The organism is Blochmannia endosymbiont of Camponotus sp., assembly GCF_023586365.1.
Lineage (GTDB): Bacteria > Pseudomonadota > Gammaproteobacteria > Enterobacterales > Enterobacteriaceae > Blochmanniella.
On sequence record NZ_CP097759.1, the window covers coordinates 313,283 to 330,703 of the forward strand.

General features: G+C 29.6%; 11 protein-coding genes. 4 read left to right on the forward strand and 7 right to left on the reverse strand.

The window, feature by feature from the left end; genetic code table 11:
• Positions 1 to 19 precede the first annotated feature (19 nt).
• From uppS to rpsB, 6 genes are all read right to left on the reverse strand, one after another.
• On the reverse strand, positions 20 to 772 hold the full coding sequence (gene uppS / locus M9407_RS01285) for a polyprenyl diphosphate synthase (RefSeq protein ID WP_250231220.1): 753 nt from the start codon (positions 770 to 772) through the stop codon (positions 20 to 22).
• Positions 773 to 929: 157 nt separating this feature from the next.
• Entirely contained in the window at positions 930 to 2,123 is a 1,194-nt protein-coding gene (gene ispC, locus M9407_RS01290) for a 1-deoxy-D-xylulose-5-phosphate reductoisomerase (RefSeq protein ID WP_250237352.1), read from the reverse strand.
• A 95-nt stretch (positions 2,124 to 2,218) separates the two neighbouring features.
• A complete protein-coding gene (gene frr, locus M9407_RS01295; RefSeq protein ID WP_250237353.1) occupies positions 2,219 to 2,785 on the reverse strand; it encodes a ribosome recycling factor in 567 nt (188 codons plus the stop codon).
• Between the two features lie 85 nt (positions 2,786 to 2,870).
• Positions 2,871 to 3,596, reverse strand: a complete 726-nt coding sequence (gene pyrH / locus M9407_RS01300) for a UMP kinase (RefSeq protein ID WP_250231229.1) — start codon at positions 3,594 to 3,596, stop codon at positions 2,871 to 2,873.
• A 204-nt stretch (positions 3,597 to 3,800) separates the two neighbouring features.
• The gene (gene tsf / locus M9407_RS01305; RefSeq protein WP_250237354.1) at positions 3,801 to 4,619 is read right to left on the reverse strand and encodes a translation elongation factor Ts; all 819 of its coding nucleotides are present in this window, start codon (positions 4,617 to 4,619) and stop codon (positions 3,801 to 3,803) included.
• Positions 4,620 to 4,704: 85 nt separating this feature from the next.
• On the reverse strand, positions 4,705 to 5,391 hold the full coding sequence (rpsB, locus tag M9407_RS01310; protein WP_250237355.1) for a 30S ribosomal protein S2: 687 nt from the start codon (positions 5,389 to 5,391) through the stop codon (positions 4,705 to 4,707).
• 323 nt (positions 5,392 to 5,714) lie between these two features.
• Here rpsB and map point away from each other — a divergent pair, with 323 nt between their 5' ends.
• The 4 genes from map (at position 5,715) to recD (ending at position 13,756) form a co-directional block, all read left to right on the forward strand.
• Positions 5,715 to 6,497, forward strand: coding sequence for a type I methionyl aminopeptidase (gene map / locus M9407_RS01315; protein ID WP_250237356.1), 783 nt, complete (start codon positions 5,715 to 5,717; stop codon positions 6,495 to 6,497).
• A gap of 466 nt (positions 6,498 to 6,963) precedes the next feature.
• Entirely contained in the window at positions 6,964 to 7,785 is an 822-nt protein-coding gene (gene dapD, locus M9407_RS01320; protein WP_250237357.1) for a 2,3,4,5-tetrahydropyridine-2,6-dicarboxylate N-succinyltransferase, read from the forward strand.
• Between the two features lie 213 nt (positions 7,786 to 7,998).
• On the forward strand, positions 7,999 to 11,544 hold the full coding sequence (recB, locus tag M9407_RS01325) for an exodeoxyribonuclease V subunit beta (protein WP_250237358.1): 3,546 nt from the start codon (positions 7,999 to 8,001) through the stop codon (positions 11,542 to 11,544).
• A 304-nt stretch (positions 11,545 to 11,848) separates the two neighbouring features.
• Positions 11,849 to 13,756 carry an exodeoxyribonuclease V subunit alpha gene (gene recD / locus M9407_RS01330; RefSeq protein ID WP_250237359.1) on the forward strand — a complete coding sequence of 636 codons (1,908 nt, stop codon included), beginning with the start codon at positions 11,849 to 11,851 and terminating at the stop codon, positions 13,754 to 13,756.
• Positions 13,757 to 13,885: 129 nt separating this feature from the next.
• Here the strand turns inward: recD and recC are convergent, their stop codons facing one another.
• A complete protein-coding gene (gene recC, locus M9407_RS01335) occupies positions 13,886 to 17,290 on the reverse strand; it encodes an exodeoxyribonuclease V subunit gamma (protein WP_284309730.1) in 3,405 nt (1,134 codons plus the stop codon).
• Positions 17,291 to 17,421: the final 131 nt, after the last annotated feature.

Consider the following 17,421-nt stretch of genomic DNA (forward strand, 5'->3'; position numbering starts at 1 on the left):
ATTACATGTGTATTGAAAATTAAATAGATGCACTGTTTCCAAATCGGCGCTCTCGTTTCATAAAAGTATTTAGCGCTCTTTTAAATATGACGTCATTAAAATCAGGCCACAATACATCTGTAAAAAATAATTCAGCATATGCTATTTGCCAAAGCAAAAAATTACTAATACGATGTTCACCTCCTGTTCGAATCACCAAATCTACTGGAGCTAATTCATTCATACAGATACATTTACATAAAGCATCTTCGTCAATTTGATTAGGTGTTAACATTCCTTGCTGCACTTGCGTAGCAAGTTGTTTTACTCCTTGGATAATATCCCATCGTCCTCCATAATTTGCAGCAATATTAAGCGTAAGCCCACTATTGTTAGAAGTTAATTTTTCAGAACGGTGTATATTTTTTTGTAATTCAACGGAAAATCGATTAATATCCCCTATGATTCTTAGCTTGATATTATTCTTATGTAGAACATCTATTTCATTATTTAAAGCATGAGAAAACAATTGCATTAAAGAATCAATCTCTTTGTCAGGACGTTTCCAGTTTTCACTGCTAAATGCATATAAAGTTAATGCGTCGAACCTATAATTAACAGCGAAATGAACAGCACGCCGGACCGCATTAAATCCAGCCTGATGCCCAACAATACGTAATTTTCCTCGTGTTCTTGCCCAACGCCCATTACCATCCATGATGATAGCAACATGGCGCGGTAATAAATTAGATGAAAGAGTGCTAAGATCTTGATCATGTTGAGATAATATCACATTTATTTATTTTCCAAATTAAATACCTTTGTGCTAAGTAAAAAGTGTTTATTTTATAATAATTAACACTATAATTACAGATTAATGAAATTACTCATAATTTATATGATACATATGTGGCAATTGTGATATCTTTTGTTAAAGATAATGTTACTTATTATGTGATACATATAGATATTGCTTTCTCACGAGCTTTTTGATCAATATATAAAACATCATCTATATCATTAGGATCATTTAAATTTATTGCATCAAGTACACGACGAATGACGTCAGGAATTGCAGTGAAAGCAATCATTTTATGTAAAAACGCTTCTACGGCGATTTCATTTGCTGCGTTTAGAACAATAGTAGCCGATTGACTACAATTATCAGCATCTATTGCTAATTGGAAGCAAGGATAACTGTGATTATCTAATTGATCAAAATATAATTTGTTAAGATAATATATGTCTATATTGGATGAGATTTTTAATCCTATTCTATTGGGATAAGCCATTGCGTACGCAATAGGAATTTTCATATCTGGATGCGCTAAATGCGCCAATATATTTCCGTCTGAATAATATACCATAGCATGGACAATAGACTGAGGATGTAATAAAATTTCTATTTCACTCGGTTTAGCATTGAATAAATGACGTGCTTCAATATATTCTAATCCTTTATTCATCATAGTAGCAGAATCTACCGATATCTTACGCCCCATAGCCCAATTAGGATGCGCGCAAGCTTGTTCTGGTGTTATTTCGGTTAATTGTTCTTGTGGCGTTTTGAAGAAAATTCCGCCAGATGCAGTTAGTACAATACGAGATATACCGCATTCAGATAACGATGTATTTCCTAAATTTTTCTGACATATCTCTGGTAGATTTTGAAAAATTGCGTTATGTTCACTATCTATAGGCAGTATACAGGCACGGTATCGCTTGGCTTCTTTCATAAACAGTTGTCCGCAAGTAACTAAAGTTTCTTTATTTGCCAACAATATTTTTTTACCCGAGCGTAACGCGGAAAAAGTAGGCTTTAATCCAGCAATTCCAACTATAGCAGACATCACCATATCCACATCATCAGTTGATGCTAATTCACAGGCATGCATTACTCCAGATAATACTTCAATATTATATTTTCCAGCGGCGATTAAATTTTTTTTCAATATTCGCGCTGCATCTTCAGATATCATACATGCATATTTAGGGCACATCGTTACGCACTGTTCTGTCATGACAGCAACGTTGTTTTTAGCGACTAATGCGTGCACAAAGAACTTATCGGGGTGTTGTTGTATTACAGATAGGGTAGCTTTTCCAATAGATCCAGTACTACCTAGAATTGTTAAAGATTGCATATGTATAAATTAAATTACTCATTTGGTGTAGAGATAAAAATCTATTATTTGTTGTTAGTACGTATATAAATATCTATCAACGTACGATTTAACATTTAAAATTTCATTAATTCTGATTCTTTTTTCATAAGAATAATATCAATTTCTTTAATCCAAATATTAGTTAACTTTTGAATTTCATTTTGAAAAAAATGTTCTTCGTCTTCATTAATTTTTTTGTTTTTAAGTAAAATTTTGGTTTTATCATTAGCAATACGCCGCACACTTCTTACAGCTATTTTACTTTTTTCTGCTTCAGTGCGTACCATTTTTATTAAATTATGACGACGTTCTTCAGTTAATGCAGGTAATGTTACTCGAATAGTATTGCCATAAGAAATAGGAATTAATTCTAAATCAGACATAAAAATAGCTTTTTCAGTTGATTTGATCAACTGATGGTCAAAAACTGTAATAGCTAAAGTACGTGAATCTTCCGCTATGGCATTTGCTACTTGAGATAACGGAGTGGATATTCCATAGTAGTCTACTCGGATGTTATTTAATATATTTGGAGAAATACGTCCTATATGAATATTGTTGATATTTGTTTTAAAGTTTTTAATACATTTTTTCATATGTATTTCTAAATCTTCTTGAATATTATCAATTTTATTAATCACATCATATACCTCTGATTTATATTTCTGAATCAAAAAATCAATTTATATAAATTTAAGTATTTATTTGAGTGTTGCAATCTTGAAATTATTTGGTTATTAAAGTTCCTTCTTTATACCCCATTATTATTCTTTTTAACGCCCCAAGTTTATTTATATTAAATATACGTATGGGTAAATTGTGTTCTCGTGCTAATGTAAATGCTGTCAAATCCATAACTTTTAATTCGCGCTCCAATACATCCTGATAACTCAATTGTTCATATAGCGTAGCATCAGGGTGCTGAATTGGATCAGTAGAAAATACACCATCTACTTTAGTTGCTTTAAGTACTACATCTGCTTTAATTTCAATACCACGTAAACAGGCAGCAGAATCAGTAGTGAATAAAGGATTCCCAGTTCCAGCTGCAAAAATTACCACCCAATTATTAGACAGTAAGTTAATAGCTTTCATCCAATTATAATGATCGCATACCCCATTTAATGGAATAGCTGACATTAAATGGGAATGAACATAAGCATGATTTAACGCGCTTCTCATAGCTAATCCATTCATTATAGTAGCTAACATTCCTATATGGTCTCCTACTATACGATTCATACCAGATTTAACTAATTCAGCGCCACGAAACAAGTTGCCACCTCCCATAACTATACCTATTTGAATACCTATTTTAACTAATTCTTTAACTTCTGTAACCATTCGGTTTAATACAGTAGTATCGATTCCAAAACCTTCGGTGCCTTGTAGAGCTTCTCCGCTCATTTTAAGCACGATACGCCGGTAAATTGGTTTCGTGTGAGTTACCATTAATTATATTCCTCACAAAAAATGGCATAAACAGAAGCAAACACTAACTTATTTAAAGTATAATATGCATGTCAATAATTATTCCGATTTTAACCAATTTAATTAATAGTTTTTATTGTTAAAAGGATTGAATATATTACTTTAAAAACCAATGATGATCTGTGTTAATTAATTAAAATTTTAGCGATAATATAAAATATTAATTTACATATCCTCACCTAATTCAAAGCGAGCAAAATTATTAATTTTTATATGATACTCAATCAATAATTCTTCCACTGTTTTGTTAATATCCATTATGAAGTTTTGTTTTATTAATACAATGTCATTGATAAATTTATTCATACGTCCTTCGGTTATTTTTTCTGAAATTTTGTATGATTTTCCAGATCTCATAGCAATATCCATTTGAATATGATTCTCACGGCTCATTACATTTGTAGGAACATCAGTTACATTAATATATTTAGGACTTCTAGCTGCAATGTGCATGGAAATATGTTTTATTAAATCTGAAGTTGCATTTTCGCTAGCAGCAACTATTACCCCGATTTTGGATCCGTGTACATAACACCCTAAAAAATCACCTGTCAACACAACAAACCTGCGAATGTTTATATTTTCTCCAACTTTTGCAATTAAATTAGCCCGCTGCTCTTCAAATTTAGTTTGTAGTATATTAAGATTATTAATCTTTTCATTTAATGCCGTAATAATAACAGTTTTAGCGAACGCTTGAAAAGTACTATCTTTAGCTACGAAATCAGTTTCACAATTTATTTCTATCATAACACCATATTGCTTATTGGGTGTTATTTCTACTGCAATTAAACCTGATGATGTGGTGTGTCCAGATTTTTTACAAGCAGTTTTTAAACCGGATTTCCTCATGTTATCTATAGCTAATTCAAGATCTCCATTGGCTTTAATCAAAGCTTGCTTACATTCTACGACACCAATGCTAGTACGTTTACGTAATTTTTTAATTAAATCACTATTAATATTAATCATTTTTTCTTTCATAGAAATATCATCGTATTAAGAATATATATAGAAAACATTATGACACATTTAATTATTAATAAATTTATGTGTAGTATTAATTATATTAAGTATTGAACGCATTTATATGTATCATATTAGATATTATATTTAAATATAGGTTAATCGCACGTACAGCATCATCGTTCCCTGGAATGACGAAATCTATTCCATCTGGGTTAGAGTTGGTGTCAACTATCGCAAAGACTGGAATCCCTAAGCTATTTGCTTCTTTTATAGCAATATGTTCGTGTGTTGCGCCAACAGCAAAAATTGCGTCTGGAAGCCCGCCCATATTTTTGATACCTCCTAAACTATTTTCTAGATTAATAAGTTCTCGATTCAAGATCAATGCTTCTTTTTTAGTTAATTTCTTAAAAGTGCCGTCCTGAGATTGAATTTCTAAATCTTTTAAACGTTTTATAGATTGGCGTACTGTTTTCCAATTGGTTAACATTCCACCTAACCAACGATGATTAACAAAAAATTGATTACAAGCCAGTGCTGTTTTTTTTACTGATTCACTAGCTGCACGTTTGGTGCCTACAAATAAAATTTTACCCTTGAGCGCAGCAATTTTATTCAGCTCAATTAAAGCTTGTTTGAACATTACACTAGTTGTTTCTAAGTCGATAATATGTATTTTATTACGAACCCCGAAAATAAAAGGTTTCATTTTGGGGTTCCAATAACGGGTTTGGTGACCAAAATGAACACCGGCTTGAAGCATATCACGTATAGAAATGTTTTCCATTATATACCTCTATTGGTTGTTAAATAGATTACTTACAATGTTGGCAGTTATCGGTATTTAAATATAGATAGATTAAATAATACATGTTATAATAATTTTTTGATAAGTTAAATACGAAGAATAGTGTTTACAATAATCTAACACAAGAAATAAATTAACATTTATTTTTAAATAAAGCATGCCTGTTTGATAACAGGAACGCGGAGGTATAAAATTTACCTTGGTATTATTTGGCTCAATTAAACGCATGATTTATACGTAGGTTATATGATGTAAGGCGAAAATATTATGTATTTGTTAATAAAATTAATAATATATATATTATGAAAATTATTATTAAAACTCTTGCAGATATAGCAAAAATGCGCATCTCTGGGAAGTTAGCCGCAGAAGTGTTAGAAATGATTGAAGCTTACGTACAACCTGGTATTAGTACTGGAGAATTGGATACTATTTGCCATGATTATATTACACAAATACAACATGCTGTTTCTGCTCCTCTTGGTTATCACGGATTTCCTAAGTCTATTTGCACCTCAATTAATGAAGTGGTGTGTCATGGTATTCCAAATAATTCGCATAAATTAAAAGAAGGCGATATTATAAATATTGATATTGCAGTAATTAAAGACGGATTATATGCTGACACTTCTAGAATGTTTATTGCTGGTCGACCTACAAAGTTGGGGTATCGATTATGTAAAATCACTCAGGAAAGTCTTTATTTAGCAATTCGTATGATTAAACCAGGTATACGTTTAAAAAAAGTAGGTCAAACCATTCAAAGATTTGTTGAAAATCAGAATTTTTCAATAGTGAGAGAATATTGTGGGCATGGAATTGGAAAATTTTTTCATGAAGCTCCTCATGTGTTGCATTATGATGCTGATGATAAAGGTGTGATATTAAAATCAGGCATGACATTAACAATAGAACCCATGGTGAATGCAGGTACTCGCCATATTTATACTGAAAATGACGGATGGACAGTAAAAACAAAAGATCATAATTTGTCAGCGCAATATGAGCACACTATTGTTGTTACAGAAAATGGGTGTGAAGTGTTAACATTACGTTCCGATGAGTCATTATCATCAATTATTTAAATCATCATAATTAAAAAAACATATATTTTTATTATCAAAGCATTTTTAGATACGTTTAAAATTATATTAGTAGATGAATTTGAATAAGTGCAAAAGTTATAACTATGTGGTGATATATATATATTTATTGTTTCTATCAAAAATAAATAAATAAATAAATTCTTGTTATTGAACCAGCAGTATTATTAATGTATACGTTATTAAATAGGTATAATCTAAGTGATAATATGTTAAATGACAGTCATTCTTCATTAGAATAGATTTTGTTAAATATGAATAAATTTTATTTAAAGGTATCAACATAATATCTTTAACCGAATATCACGGTATATTTCAAAAATATAGTAATACATCGTTAACATGTTGATGTAAATTTCTAATATTTACTTAAACAAAGATATTATTTTTCAAAGTCCATTACAAATAAAATCCTCAAACGAATTTTATATTACGGGATATGAAACATATGAATCAGTTGCGAAAAATAATAGAAAGTGCTTTTGACACAAAAGAATATATTTCAAAAAATAACATTGATTTTACCGTCAAAAATGCTATTCGAGAAATCATGGATAGCTTAGATAATGGGACGTTGCGTATATCAGAAAAAATCAATGGTACATGGATTACACATCAATGGCTAAAAAAAGCAATTATGCTCGCATTTCATGCTATGGACAATCAGTTAATAACTTGGGGGGATGGTGTTTTTTTTGATAAATTTCCTATGAAATTTTCCGGATGGGATCATGCGCGTTTTGAAAATAAAAAATTGCGTATAATTCCACCAGCTACCGTACGCTACGGGGCTTATATTGCTGATAACACAGTAATCATGCCTTCCTACATCAATCTTGGTGCCTATATTGATGTAGGAACAATGATTGATACCTGGGCTACAGTTGGATCTTGTGCTCAGATTGGAAAATATGTGCATTTATCTGGAGGCGTAGGAATTGGGGGAGTCTTAGAGCCCATTCAAACTAATCCAACTATCATTGAAGATAATTGTTTCATTGGATCTCGTTCTGAAATTGTAGAAGGGGTAATCGTTGAAAAAGGTGCAGTAATCTCTATGGGGGTGTTTATAGGTCAAAGCACTAAAATATATGATCGTGATAGCGGAAATATATACTATGGACGTGTGCCTGCTGGCGCAGTTGTAATTCCCGGCAGTCTGCCTTCTAAAGATGGTCGTGTTAATACTTATTGCGCTGTAATTGTAAAAACAGTCGATTCTAAAACTAGAAATAAAGTTAAAATAAATGATTTATTACGTGATATATAAAATATATTTTTATTATTTAAAATGCTTTATTATAATAGTATTTTAACCCTATTATTTAAATATTACCATAAATTTTGTTTATATTTATTGATGTGAAGTAATTCATTTTTATTTGTTTGATTTATCTGTTTAAATTTGACTAATAACAGTTAATTTTATAAATAATATAGTAAAGATAACTTTCATTATTTTCAGTAAATATAAACAATTACTATGTATAACTTAAATGTTTTAAAATTACCTCTGTATGGTATCAATTTAATTGAAGCTTCGGCAGGAACTGGTAAGACATATATTCTTATAATAATCTATATTAGATTACTGTTATGTTTAGGAAATAAATCAGATTTTTACCGTCCTTTAACAGTAAAGGAGATACTTGTAGTAACTTTTACTAAATCTGCAGTGCAAGAACTACGTCATCGCATAAGAGAAAATATTCATCAATTTAGATTAGATTGTATGCGTGGATATAGTAATAATTTTTTATTTTCTAAATTATTATTACAAATACGTAATGTAGAATTAGCCATAAATCAATTATCTGAAGCAGAAAAAAAAATAAATCAAGCGTCTATTTTTACCATCCATAGTTTTTGTCAAAACATCTTAAATCATAATGCAATTGAATTAAACATGTTATTTAACACAAATATTGTTGATAATGAAACAATATTGTACCAACAAGCATGCACTGATTTTTGGAGACGGAATTTTTATTCACTGCCATTGAATATAGCCAGTTTAATCCAAGAATATTGGAAAGATCCAAATTCTCTTTTAAACGATATTGTTCCTTATATATATAGATCTAGGTCTAGTCTTGATTGGTACAATCACAGCATACATGAAAATGAAAAGAATATCATAACTTATTATGAACAAATTCTGAATCATATCAATCATATTAAAAAAGAATGGTGTAAAAATAAATGTAATATAATTACTATCGTCAATTCTTATGATATTAATCGTAGAATATACAATAAAAATAATTTAATACGTTGGGTAGATAAAATTAACCAATGGGTCACACGCTCAACAATTGACCATACGACACCTAATGATCTACAACGTTTTAGAACAACCGCATTAAAGATAGATAATAATAGCAATAGATCCAATTATATATGTACTTTATTTGATTCAGTAGAAAAATTATATAACCAATTATCATCATTTAAAACATTAATATTTGAAATTGCAATAAGTGAGATATACAACGATTTAAGTAATACTCAACATTGTAGGTCAGAAATTACTTTAAACGATCTTGTTGATGTATTAGCTCATCATTTAGTTACAGATAAAGACAATAAATTAGCACATATAGTGCGTACATATTATCCGGTAATGCTTATTGATGAGTTCCAAGATACAGACTGTCAGCAATTCAAAATTTTTAGAACATTATATAACTCTGATTTAAAAAATGGTCTTATTTTAATAGGAGACCCCAAACAATCAATTTACGCCTTTCGTGGGGCTGATATATTTTCGTATATGAAAATACGTCGAACAATATGCAACAAATACAATCTTAATATTAATTGGCGTTCGTCGTTAAATATAGTTAATGCTATTAACCAATTATTCCAATTGGTTTCTAATCCGTTTATTTTTGAAGATATTTCTTTTATTCCTTCAGTAGCTGCTAAGCAAAATAGTATGCATCGGTTTTTGATAAACAATCAATCGCAAACAGCTATGTGCTTTTGGTTACATCCCGATGAGATAGTTACAATAGATGATTATAAACGATCAATGGCGCAGGAGTGTGGCGCTATTTTATGCAATTTATTACATGAAATACGTAATGGGACAGCTTGGTTAGAAAACGACAAGTATAAAAGAAAATTAGAAATATCGGATATAACTGTATTAGTACGAAATCATGAAGAAGCATCACTTATTTGTTCTGCTTTATCAAAAGTAAATATATCAACAGTATTCTTGTCCAATCATAAAAATATTTTTGAGACAATAGAATCCTATGAATTATCATTATTATTAAAAGCAATCTTATTTCCAGAGAGACATACAATTTGTACTGCTTTAACAACTGTTTTTTTTGGGTTAAATGCCACTGATATTGAAAGTATTAATAACAATGAATCTAAACAAGAACGAATATTTGAGAAATTTTTTGAGTATTATTCCGTTTGGAAAAAAAAGGGTGTGTATTTGATGATACAAAAAGTAATTTTTGACCATAAAGTACCAGGCAAGTTATTGTCTACGCGAGAAGGTGAAAGTAGTCTAATAAATATTTTGCATTTGGGTGAATTATTACAAGATGCTGCGAGACAGTTACAAGATGAGCACGCACTTATAGAATGGTTAATATTAAAAATAACACAACCAAAAAATAAAAGAACATCTGATCAAAATTTACGATTAGGTAGTGATCATCAATTGATAAAAATTAGTACAATACATAAATCCAAAGGATTAGAATTTCCATTAATATTTTTGCCATTTGTAGCAGACTTTAATTATGTAAAAAATCCTTTTTTTCATGATAGAAAATCATACAAAACCCATTTAAATTTCAACGCATCGGAATCAAGTTTAATATTGGCAGAGGAAGAGCGTTTATCAGAAGATTTAAGGCTATTATATGTAGCAGTGACTCGTAGTATTTATCATTGTTCTATAGGTATTGGCCCAATAATACGACGATACAAAAAACAATCTAATACCAATGACTTACATCACAGCGCCTTAGGATATTTAATCCAAAAAAAAATTGCTGGAAACGCAGCAACATTAAGGAATCATTTAAAAAGGCTTAGTGTTTATTCGAATGGTGATATTTCCTTCCGTATTATTTCAAAATCGCAAGAATCATTTTCTCATGTATCATCTGTTGCATCTAATCAATTGCTATGCGGAAAAAAGTGGAAGACATCATCAAATGTCATTCCGTGGAGTATAACAAGTTTTAGCGCTCTACAACATACTGATGTTGATGTTACAACATGTTTAAATTTAGAAAAACAATTAGATATCAGTGAACACATTCAACGTCAAGAAAATGATATTTCACTAACACCACATACTTTTCCTAAAGGAAAAGTATGTGGTAGCTTTTTTCATAGTATCTTTCAAGTTCTGGATTTTAGAAAACTTGTAGATATGAAATGGTTATACGCACATATGGCAAGATATAATATTGACCCAATTTGGGGATTTGTTGTCCGAGAATGGATATATATAGTACTCAACACCCCCCTTAATGAGGATAATTTAACTCTTGCGCAAATCATGCCTAAGAATAAAAAAACTGAGCTTAAATTTTATTTATCTATTAACACATATTTAACATCGGAAGCATTAGATCATTTATGCAAAAAGTATGATCCTTTATCACGTAAATCTTCATCGCTTACTTTTTCAGACATAACAGGAATGTTAAAAGGATTTATTGATTTAATTTTTCGTTGGAATCATCGGTATTATTTGTTAGATTATAAAACCAATTGGTTAGGAAACAAAAATGAGGATTATGTTGATTCTAAAATAACACAAGAAATGATTAAACATCATTATGCATTGCAGTATCAACTTTATACTTTAGCATTACATCGATTTTTACGTAATAGACTCGTCTCTTATAACTATGAGAAAGATTTTGGAGGAATATATTATTTATTTATACGGGGTATGGATGGAACACCGTTGAGTAATGGAATTTATTTTTTTCGTCCATTGTCGACATTTGTTAATAAATTAGATAATTTATTCTCTAAAAAATAATCTAAATATCATTAAATGAATAATGCTTAGATTTTATTTTATAATAGGAACATTATATTTTAAACAAAATAATACAGACGCGATCTAATGTATTAACGATTAAGCGTGCCTATCTATTTTAGTAAGCACATATGCGCAACTTACATATAACTATTAATTCAAATAGATGCTTATATCTAAAAGGATAGGTATGAATTATTAGGTGAACATTTAAAATTATAATTATCCGTTTTTAACTAAAAATATAGTTTTCTTTGTTGTTTAAAATATACAATCTAATATTGTAGACCGTAAAAATAGCCCCATGAAAGATGTTGTTAATAATATTTTAAAATTAGGGTTGTGGCATTCATTAGATGTACAATTTGCCGATGTGTTAGCTCTTCCTATTTATGATGGGAATCGACATAATAATATAAAAGAAGCATTAACTTTAGCTAGCGCAACTCTAAGTTCTAACGTTAGGGCTGGTCATGTTTGTTTACCTTTATGGTTTCTTACTCCTGATAAATTATTTCAAGGAAATTATCCTGAATTAACATACGCGATATATAGAAAATTAGGGAAATTATCGATATCCGATTGGCAAGAATTATTGCTTTCTTGCCCCGCGGTTAGTGATGGGTCGCGGGTCACCCCATTAATATTGGAAAATAAGCGTTTGTATTTACATCACATGTGGCAAGATGAATGCATAGTCGCTCAATTTTTTAATCATAAATATCCATCAAATGTTTTTCAAAAAGAAAAGATTATTTATGTATTAAATCAATTATTTCCTATAACTTACACAGAAATTGATTGGCATAAAATAGCTACTGCTATTGGTATAACACATCACAGAGTGTTAATTTCTGGAGGACCTGGAACTGGAAAAACATCTATTATAGCGAAGATAGTAGCGGCATTATTGTTATGCAGCAACAATAATAATCTAAATATTCAGATAACCGCGCCAACAGGAAAAGCAGCAGCTCTTTTGACTGAATCTTTCAAAACAACAATGCACAATATTCCCCAATTAGAAAATCTTCCCTTATGTAATTTACCAGAAAAAGCTACTACTCTACATAGTTTACTTAGAACACGATTATATAAAGAAAATATTCAATATAGTTGCTCTAATCTCTCACGTTTAGATCTTTTAATTATTGATGAAGCTTCTATGGTTAGTTTGTCTATGTTAGCTCAGATAATTTTGACACTTTCGTCCCAAACGAAAGTTATTTTTTTTGGCGATCAACATCAATTATGTTCAGTAGAACCTGGATCTGTATTTAAAGATGTGTGTCAATTTTCTAATTTTTATTATTCTTGTAAACGTTATCAAGAACTTATAGATCTTACAGGTTACGTATTACCTATTGTATCTTCTTCTGAATCATCTATGCATCATAATTATAATAGTATTATTGATGGCACATGTATGCTCAAAAAAAATTATCGATTTAGTGAAAATTCAGGGATTAATAAATTATCTGGTGCTATAAATTCAGGAGATTATAATCATGTGTTGTCATTATTAAATTCAAGCACATACAAGGATTTGTATTATATTTGTTTTGTAGATAAAAAAAGCTATATAACTATGATTCTTAATTGTGCAATAGCATATTCTAACTATTTAGAACAATTGAAACACACTAAAATCTTGACAAAAAACATTTTAAAGATTTTCGATCATTATCGAATATTGTGTGCATTACGTGATGGCCCGTTCGGAGTAATAAGACTTAATTATTATATTGAACAAATATTAAATGAGAAAGGATTAATTCAATTAAATAATTCTAGGAATTATATAGGTAGACCTATCATTATATTACGTAATAAACCATCATTAGAATTATATAACGGAGACGTTGGAATATTGTTGTTAAATGATCAAAATAAACTGTCTGCATATTTTATGCTACCACAAGGGGGTATAAAAGTTATACAAATATATCAATTACCGGAACATGAAACTTGTTTTGCTATGACTATACATAAAGCACAAGGATCTGAATTTCAACATATCGCAATAGTATTGCCCAATAAATATACACCATTGTTAACACGAGAATTACTCTATACTGCTGTCACTAGAGCTCGTCAATGTCTTTATTTATACGCAACAGATCACGTAATAATACGCAGCATTAATTCGATCACACAACGTTATAGTGGATTATATGAAAAAATAAAAAACCATATAATACCCATGGTTTAGTGAATAAAAAGTTTGTGTTTTATTATTTACATTACTTGGAAAATGTGGTGTATTGTACTGCAATGTACATGAAATTTTTTAATTATAGAGTATTTATTATTTTTTTGATGCAAAAAAGTTTGGAAATCGTTATATTGCTCTGTATTTCATTGGGTTAAAAAAATAATGTTCTGCAGTTTTAATAATTTTTGAGATATTTTCTTCACTTAAATCAAATGAGATAAGTTTACGTAAATATGGATCGCGACTTTCTTTGAAAAGAGAATATTTAGTGCCTTGCCAAACTTGTGTGAGTTTTCGATATGCTTCTTTTTGACGACATGGATTTGAAGATATTATTCGGGTATTCCAATCAAATACATGATTCATCCAAGCTCCTCCAGATTGATATAGTAACAATATAGGTGTGTTTACACCAGCGCAGTAATCTGATATTAGAATGAATAATAACTTTTTTGCATGCAATTTTGATAAATTAGGAAAATGCCATGTATCATTAACACCAAATAAGCGACTATCACCTTTTCCACCTATAGAGCAATATGTTAAATGTTCTAGCCACAACAATAATACGTCTTTCATAGAAAGATATCGAGGTTTCCAACGCGTCAATCCGTTTTCTTGAACCGCAGTTAATTGTCCGGTTAATCTAGTCGTATCAAATTCTAAAGAAATATCTAGGTTATGTTTTTCAATACAATGATATGCTTTTATTTGATTTGCTAATATTGTCATTTTTTTTTGTTGTTTAGTCCAATATAATTTTCCAAATACACCATAAGGTAGAATGCCAGAAGCACGCATGCTACGATACAGTTCATCAGTGTTTTTACTATGAATTAAATAATTAATCAATTGTATATTTAATTCATAACGATTGAGTCCATCTACGGAAAAAGGCTCGTCATTTGATAATTTTAATATTTTTTGATCGAAATACACATTTAAGCGTTTTTGAAACCATATGCGTACTGGATGACGATAAAAATCGTATAAGTCTTGAAACATTATTGTTTTTATAAGGTGAGAATGAGAAATCGGAGTATTAAAATTCGGATAGATTAATAGAGAATGATTTGTATTAATGTTTGTTGTAGGCAGCCATTCTGTAGCAAAACTTTGTTTATTATTGCTAGGATTGAAATTTTCAGGAGAAAAAGGAAACGGAGGATGCCATTGATATAAACGCTGACGTATATGTTTGATGTTAATATCTATGTCTATATTTTCATGTTCTTTTGAATAAAAATTCAAAGCAATATATTCTAAAAGTTCATTGATTAATACGGAAGGATAACTCGTGGTATTATCATAAATTGAGTGCCCGATAAAACTAATATATATCTTTTCTTGAGCTAATAAAAATGCTATTAAAAATGAATAACAATCTTTTTCGTGTATGTTATCGTCATTTTTACGCGGATTTTTAACCATTAAATTAAAATCTGGAGATATTTTATTGCGAGGAAATTTATTATCATTCATACCTAAAAAACACACTACTTTATAAGGGATACAAAAAGTTGGAGTAATATTGCAAAAATTAATTGCATTCGGTATAAATCGGGGAATTATAGTATCTTGTGTTAATATGCGACATAATTTATCGCGTAGTGCTGTTATACTTATAGTTTGAGTGTATTCTGATTGTATGCCTGCTTCTAATACATCTCTGCAGCAATTTTTTAAGAAAAGTAAAATTGTTTTATTTTCTGAATCCATATGATCACAATGAAAAAAATCGTCAATTATTTCTTTGAAATAAGATGTCCATTCTATCAACGTATAAGAATGATCGAATCGGTCCCTCCATTTTTTTAATGTTTTTAAAAATTCTCCTAATTGGCCAATAATATTGATATGATCTCTGATTATTATATCATCATACGGTAAAATTTTTTCCCAGGTATCATGTTGATTTTTTATAGCGTAACCTAATAACATTCTATTTAATCCAAAATTCCAGGTATTTTGATTAATAATAGGTAAACTAAAATTATACATGGTGTAGTCATCAAGTCCCCACCTGATACCAGATTTAATAGTCCATTGGTGTAATAATTTCACTTCTTCTTTGTTCATTTGAAACCGAGATGCGATAGACGGTACTGTCAAAAATGACAAAATTTCTTCAGAAGTAAATCGACTGCATGGTATGTTAAGTATATTAATAAAAGTTGATATAATCGGGTGTGTATTTTTTTTATAGTTATTTATTGCAAAATTAAACGATAAATGTCGATCTTGTATATTATCAAATGTAGCTTGAATCGCTGATTTATAATAGTGTATATCATAAGCCATAACTATAATGTCTCCCGGAGCCAGTGATGGATCATCTGCCATCATTGATAATAAATTATCGTGTAACACTTCCACTTCTCGCTGAATACTATGACAAACATGACAAGTAATTGATTGATCTTCTGATAATAATATATGTCGTGGATTATTTATAGATGTTGTAGTATCAGGTTGTTTTTTTATATTTTTTATGTGATTCTGAAATTCTAAAATATTTTTTTGTACAATGTGCAGCAAAGAATCTTGTTTAGGAATAATAAAAGATTTTAGTTCAATTTTATCTTTTAATTGAGTAAACAAAGATAAAGTATCATAAGCAACATCGCCCCATGAATTTAATAAAGGATGATTGGTATTAGAATAATGATTATGATTGGAAAGATGAACAGCAACAGATGAAGATGAGCGCAATGTATTCTTATTGCAAAATTGATTTTCTTGTTGTGTTACGGCATACGAATCTTGATCAGATATATAAATTAAATTATGACAACAGGGATTTATAAACCATAAATAAATATCAATATGGTAACTTAATAATTTTAATATGTTCCAAAATATAGGTGGTATGGATGTTATTCCAAAAATAAATATTCTACTTGGAAGATAATTGAAAATTATTTTCTGAGTATTTTTTAGAAAATTAATACAACGTTGCAAAGGATATATATTACCCTTCAATTCTTTCTGACTGCATCGTATATTCTCCAAAAATATACGCCATATTTGTGATTGCCAAGTTTGATGTGTGTCATCTAAATAGTTTATTGTTTCATTAGATTCCCAATGGCTCAACCAATCTGGTCGATATATTAAATATTGAATAAATAAATGGGAAAGTTGTTCGGAAAATTGACTTATTTTTTGATGATTAATATCATCATATAAGTATTTGTGTATAACAGAGCACTTTTTTGATACTCTCATTTGAGATAATATTTCCATAAATCTCCAATACATAGTAGACTGAGAAAAGTTATCCGCTATAAAATTATTAGGCTCTATTTTATTAGAAATATATTGCATGAAAGACATTAAAGTCATAAATTTGATATTACATGCGATACCAAAATGATTGGCTATTTCTATCTGTATCCATTGGTCCATAATACCGTGTTCTGTTAATATTATTTCAGATTGCATGGGATCAGATAGCGATTTATCTGACATAATATTAATTAATAGATTTTTAAATGAATTTGATTGATTAGAATGATAAATAGTAAACATTGTGTATTAAAATTATTTAATTTAAATAGGATGTATTTTTATTAATCTGATATCTGCGTATCCTTTATATGCCCAAAGGATAGGTTGTATATGTTGTAATTATAACGAAAATATATTATAAATATACTTTG

What these genes read in the sequence shown, in the direction of transcription:
- map (WP_250237356.1), top strand. Translation starts at nt 5,715, where the DNA reads ATGAAAATTATTATTAAAACTCTTGCAGATATAGCAAAAATGCGCATC.
- pyrH (WP_250231229.1), bottom strand. Translation starts at nt 3,596, where the DNA reads ATGGTAACTCACACGAAACCAATTTACCGGCGTATCGTGCTTAAAATG.
- ispC (WP_250237352.1), bottom strand. Translation starts at nt 2,123, where the DNA reads ATGCAATCTTTAACAATTCTAGGTAGTACTGGATCTATTGGAAAAGCT.
- dapD (WP_250237357.1), top strand. Translation starts at nt 6,964, where the DNA reads ATGAATCAGTTGCGAAAAATAATAGAAAGTGCTTTTGACACAAAAGAA.
- recC (WP_284309730.1), bottom strand. Translation starts at nt 17,290, where the DNA reads ATGTTTACTATTTATCATTCTAATCAATCAAATTCATTTAAAAATCTA.
- recB (WP_250237358.1), top strand. Translation starts at nt 7,999, where the DNA reads ATGTATAACTTAAATGTTTTAAAATTACCTCTGTATGGTATCAATTTA.
- rpsB (WP_250237355.1), bottom strand. Translation starts at nt 5,391, where the DNA reads ATGGAAAACATTTCTATACGTGATATGCTTCAAGCCGGTGTTCATTTT.
- tsf (WP_250237354.1), bottom strand. Translation starts at nt 4,619, where the DNA reads ATGAAAGAAAAAATGATTAATATTAATAGTGATTTAATTAAAAAATTA.
- recD (WP_250237359.1), top strand. Translation starts at nt 11,849, where the DNA reads ATGAAAGATGTTGTTAATAATATTTTAAAATTAGGGTTGTGGCATTCA.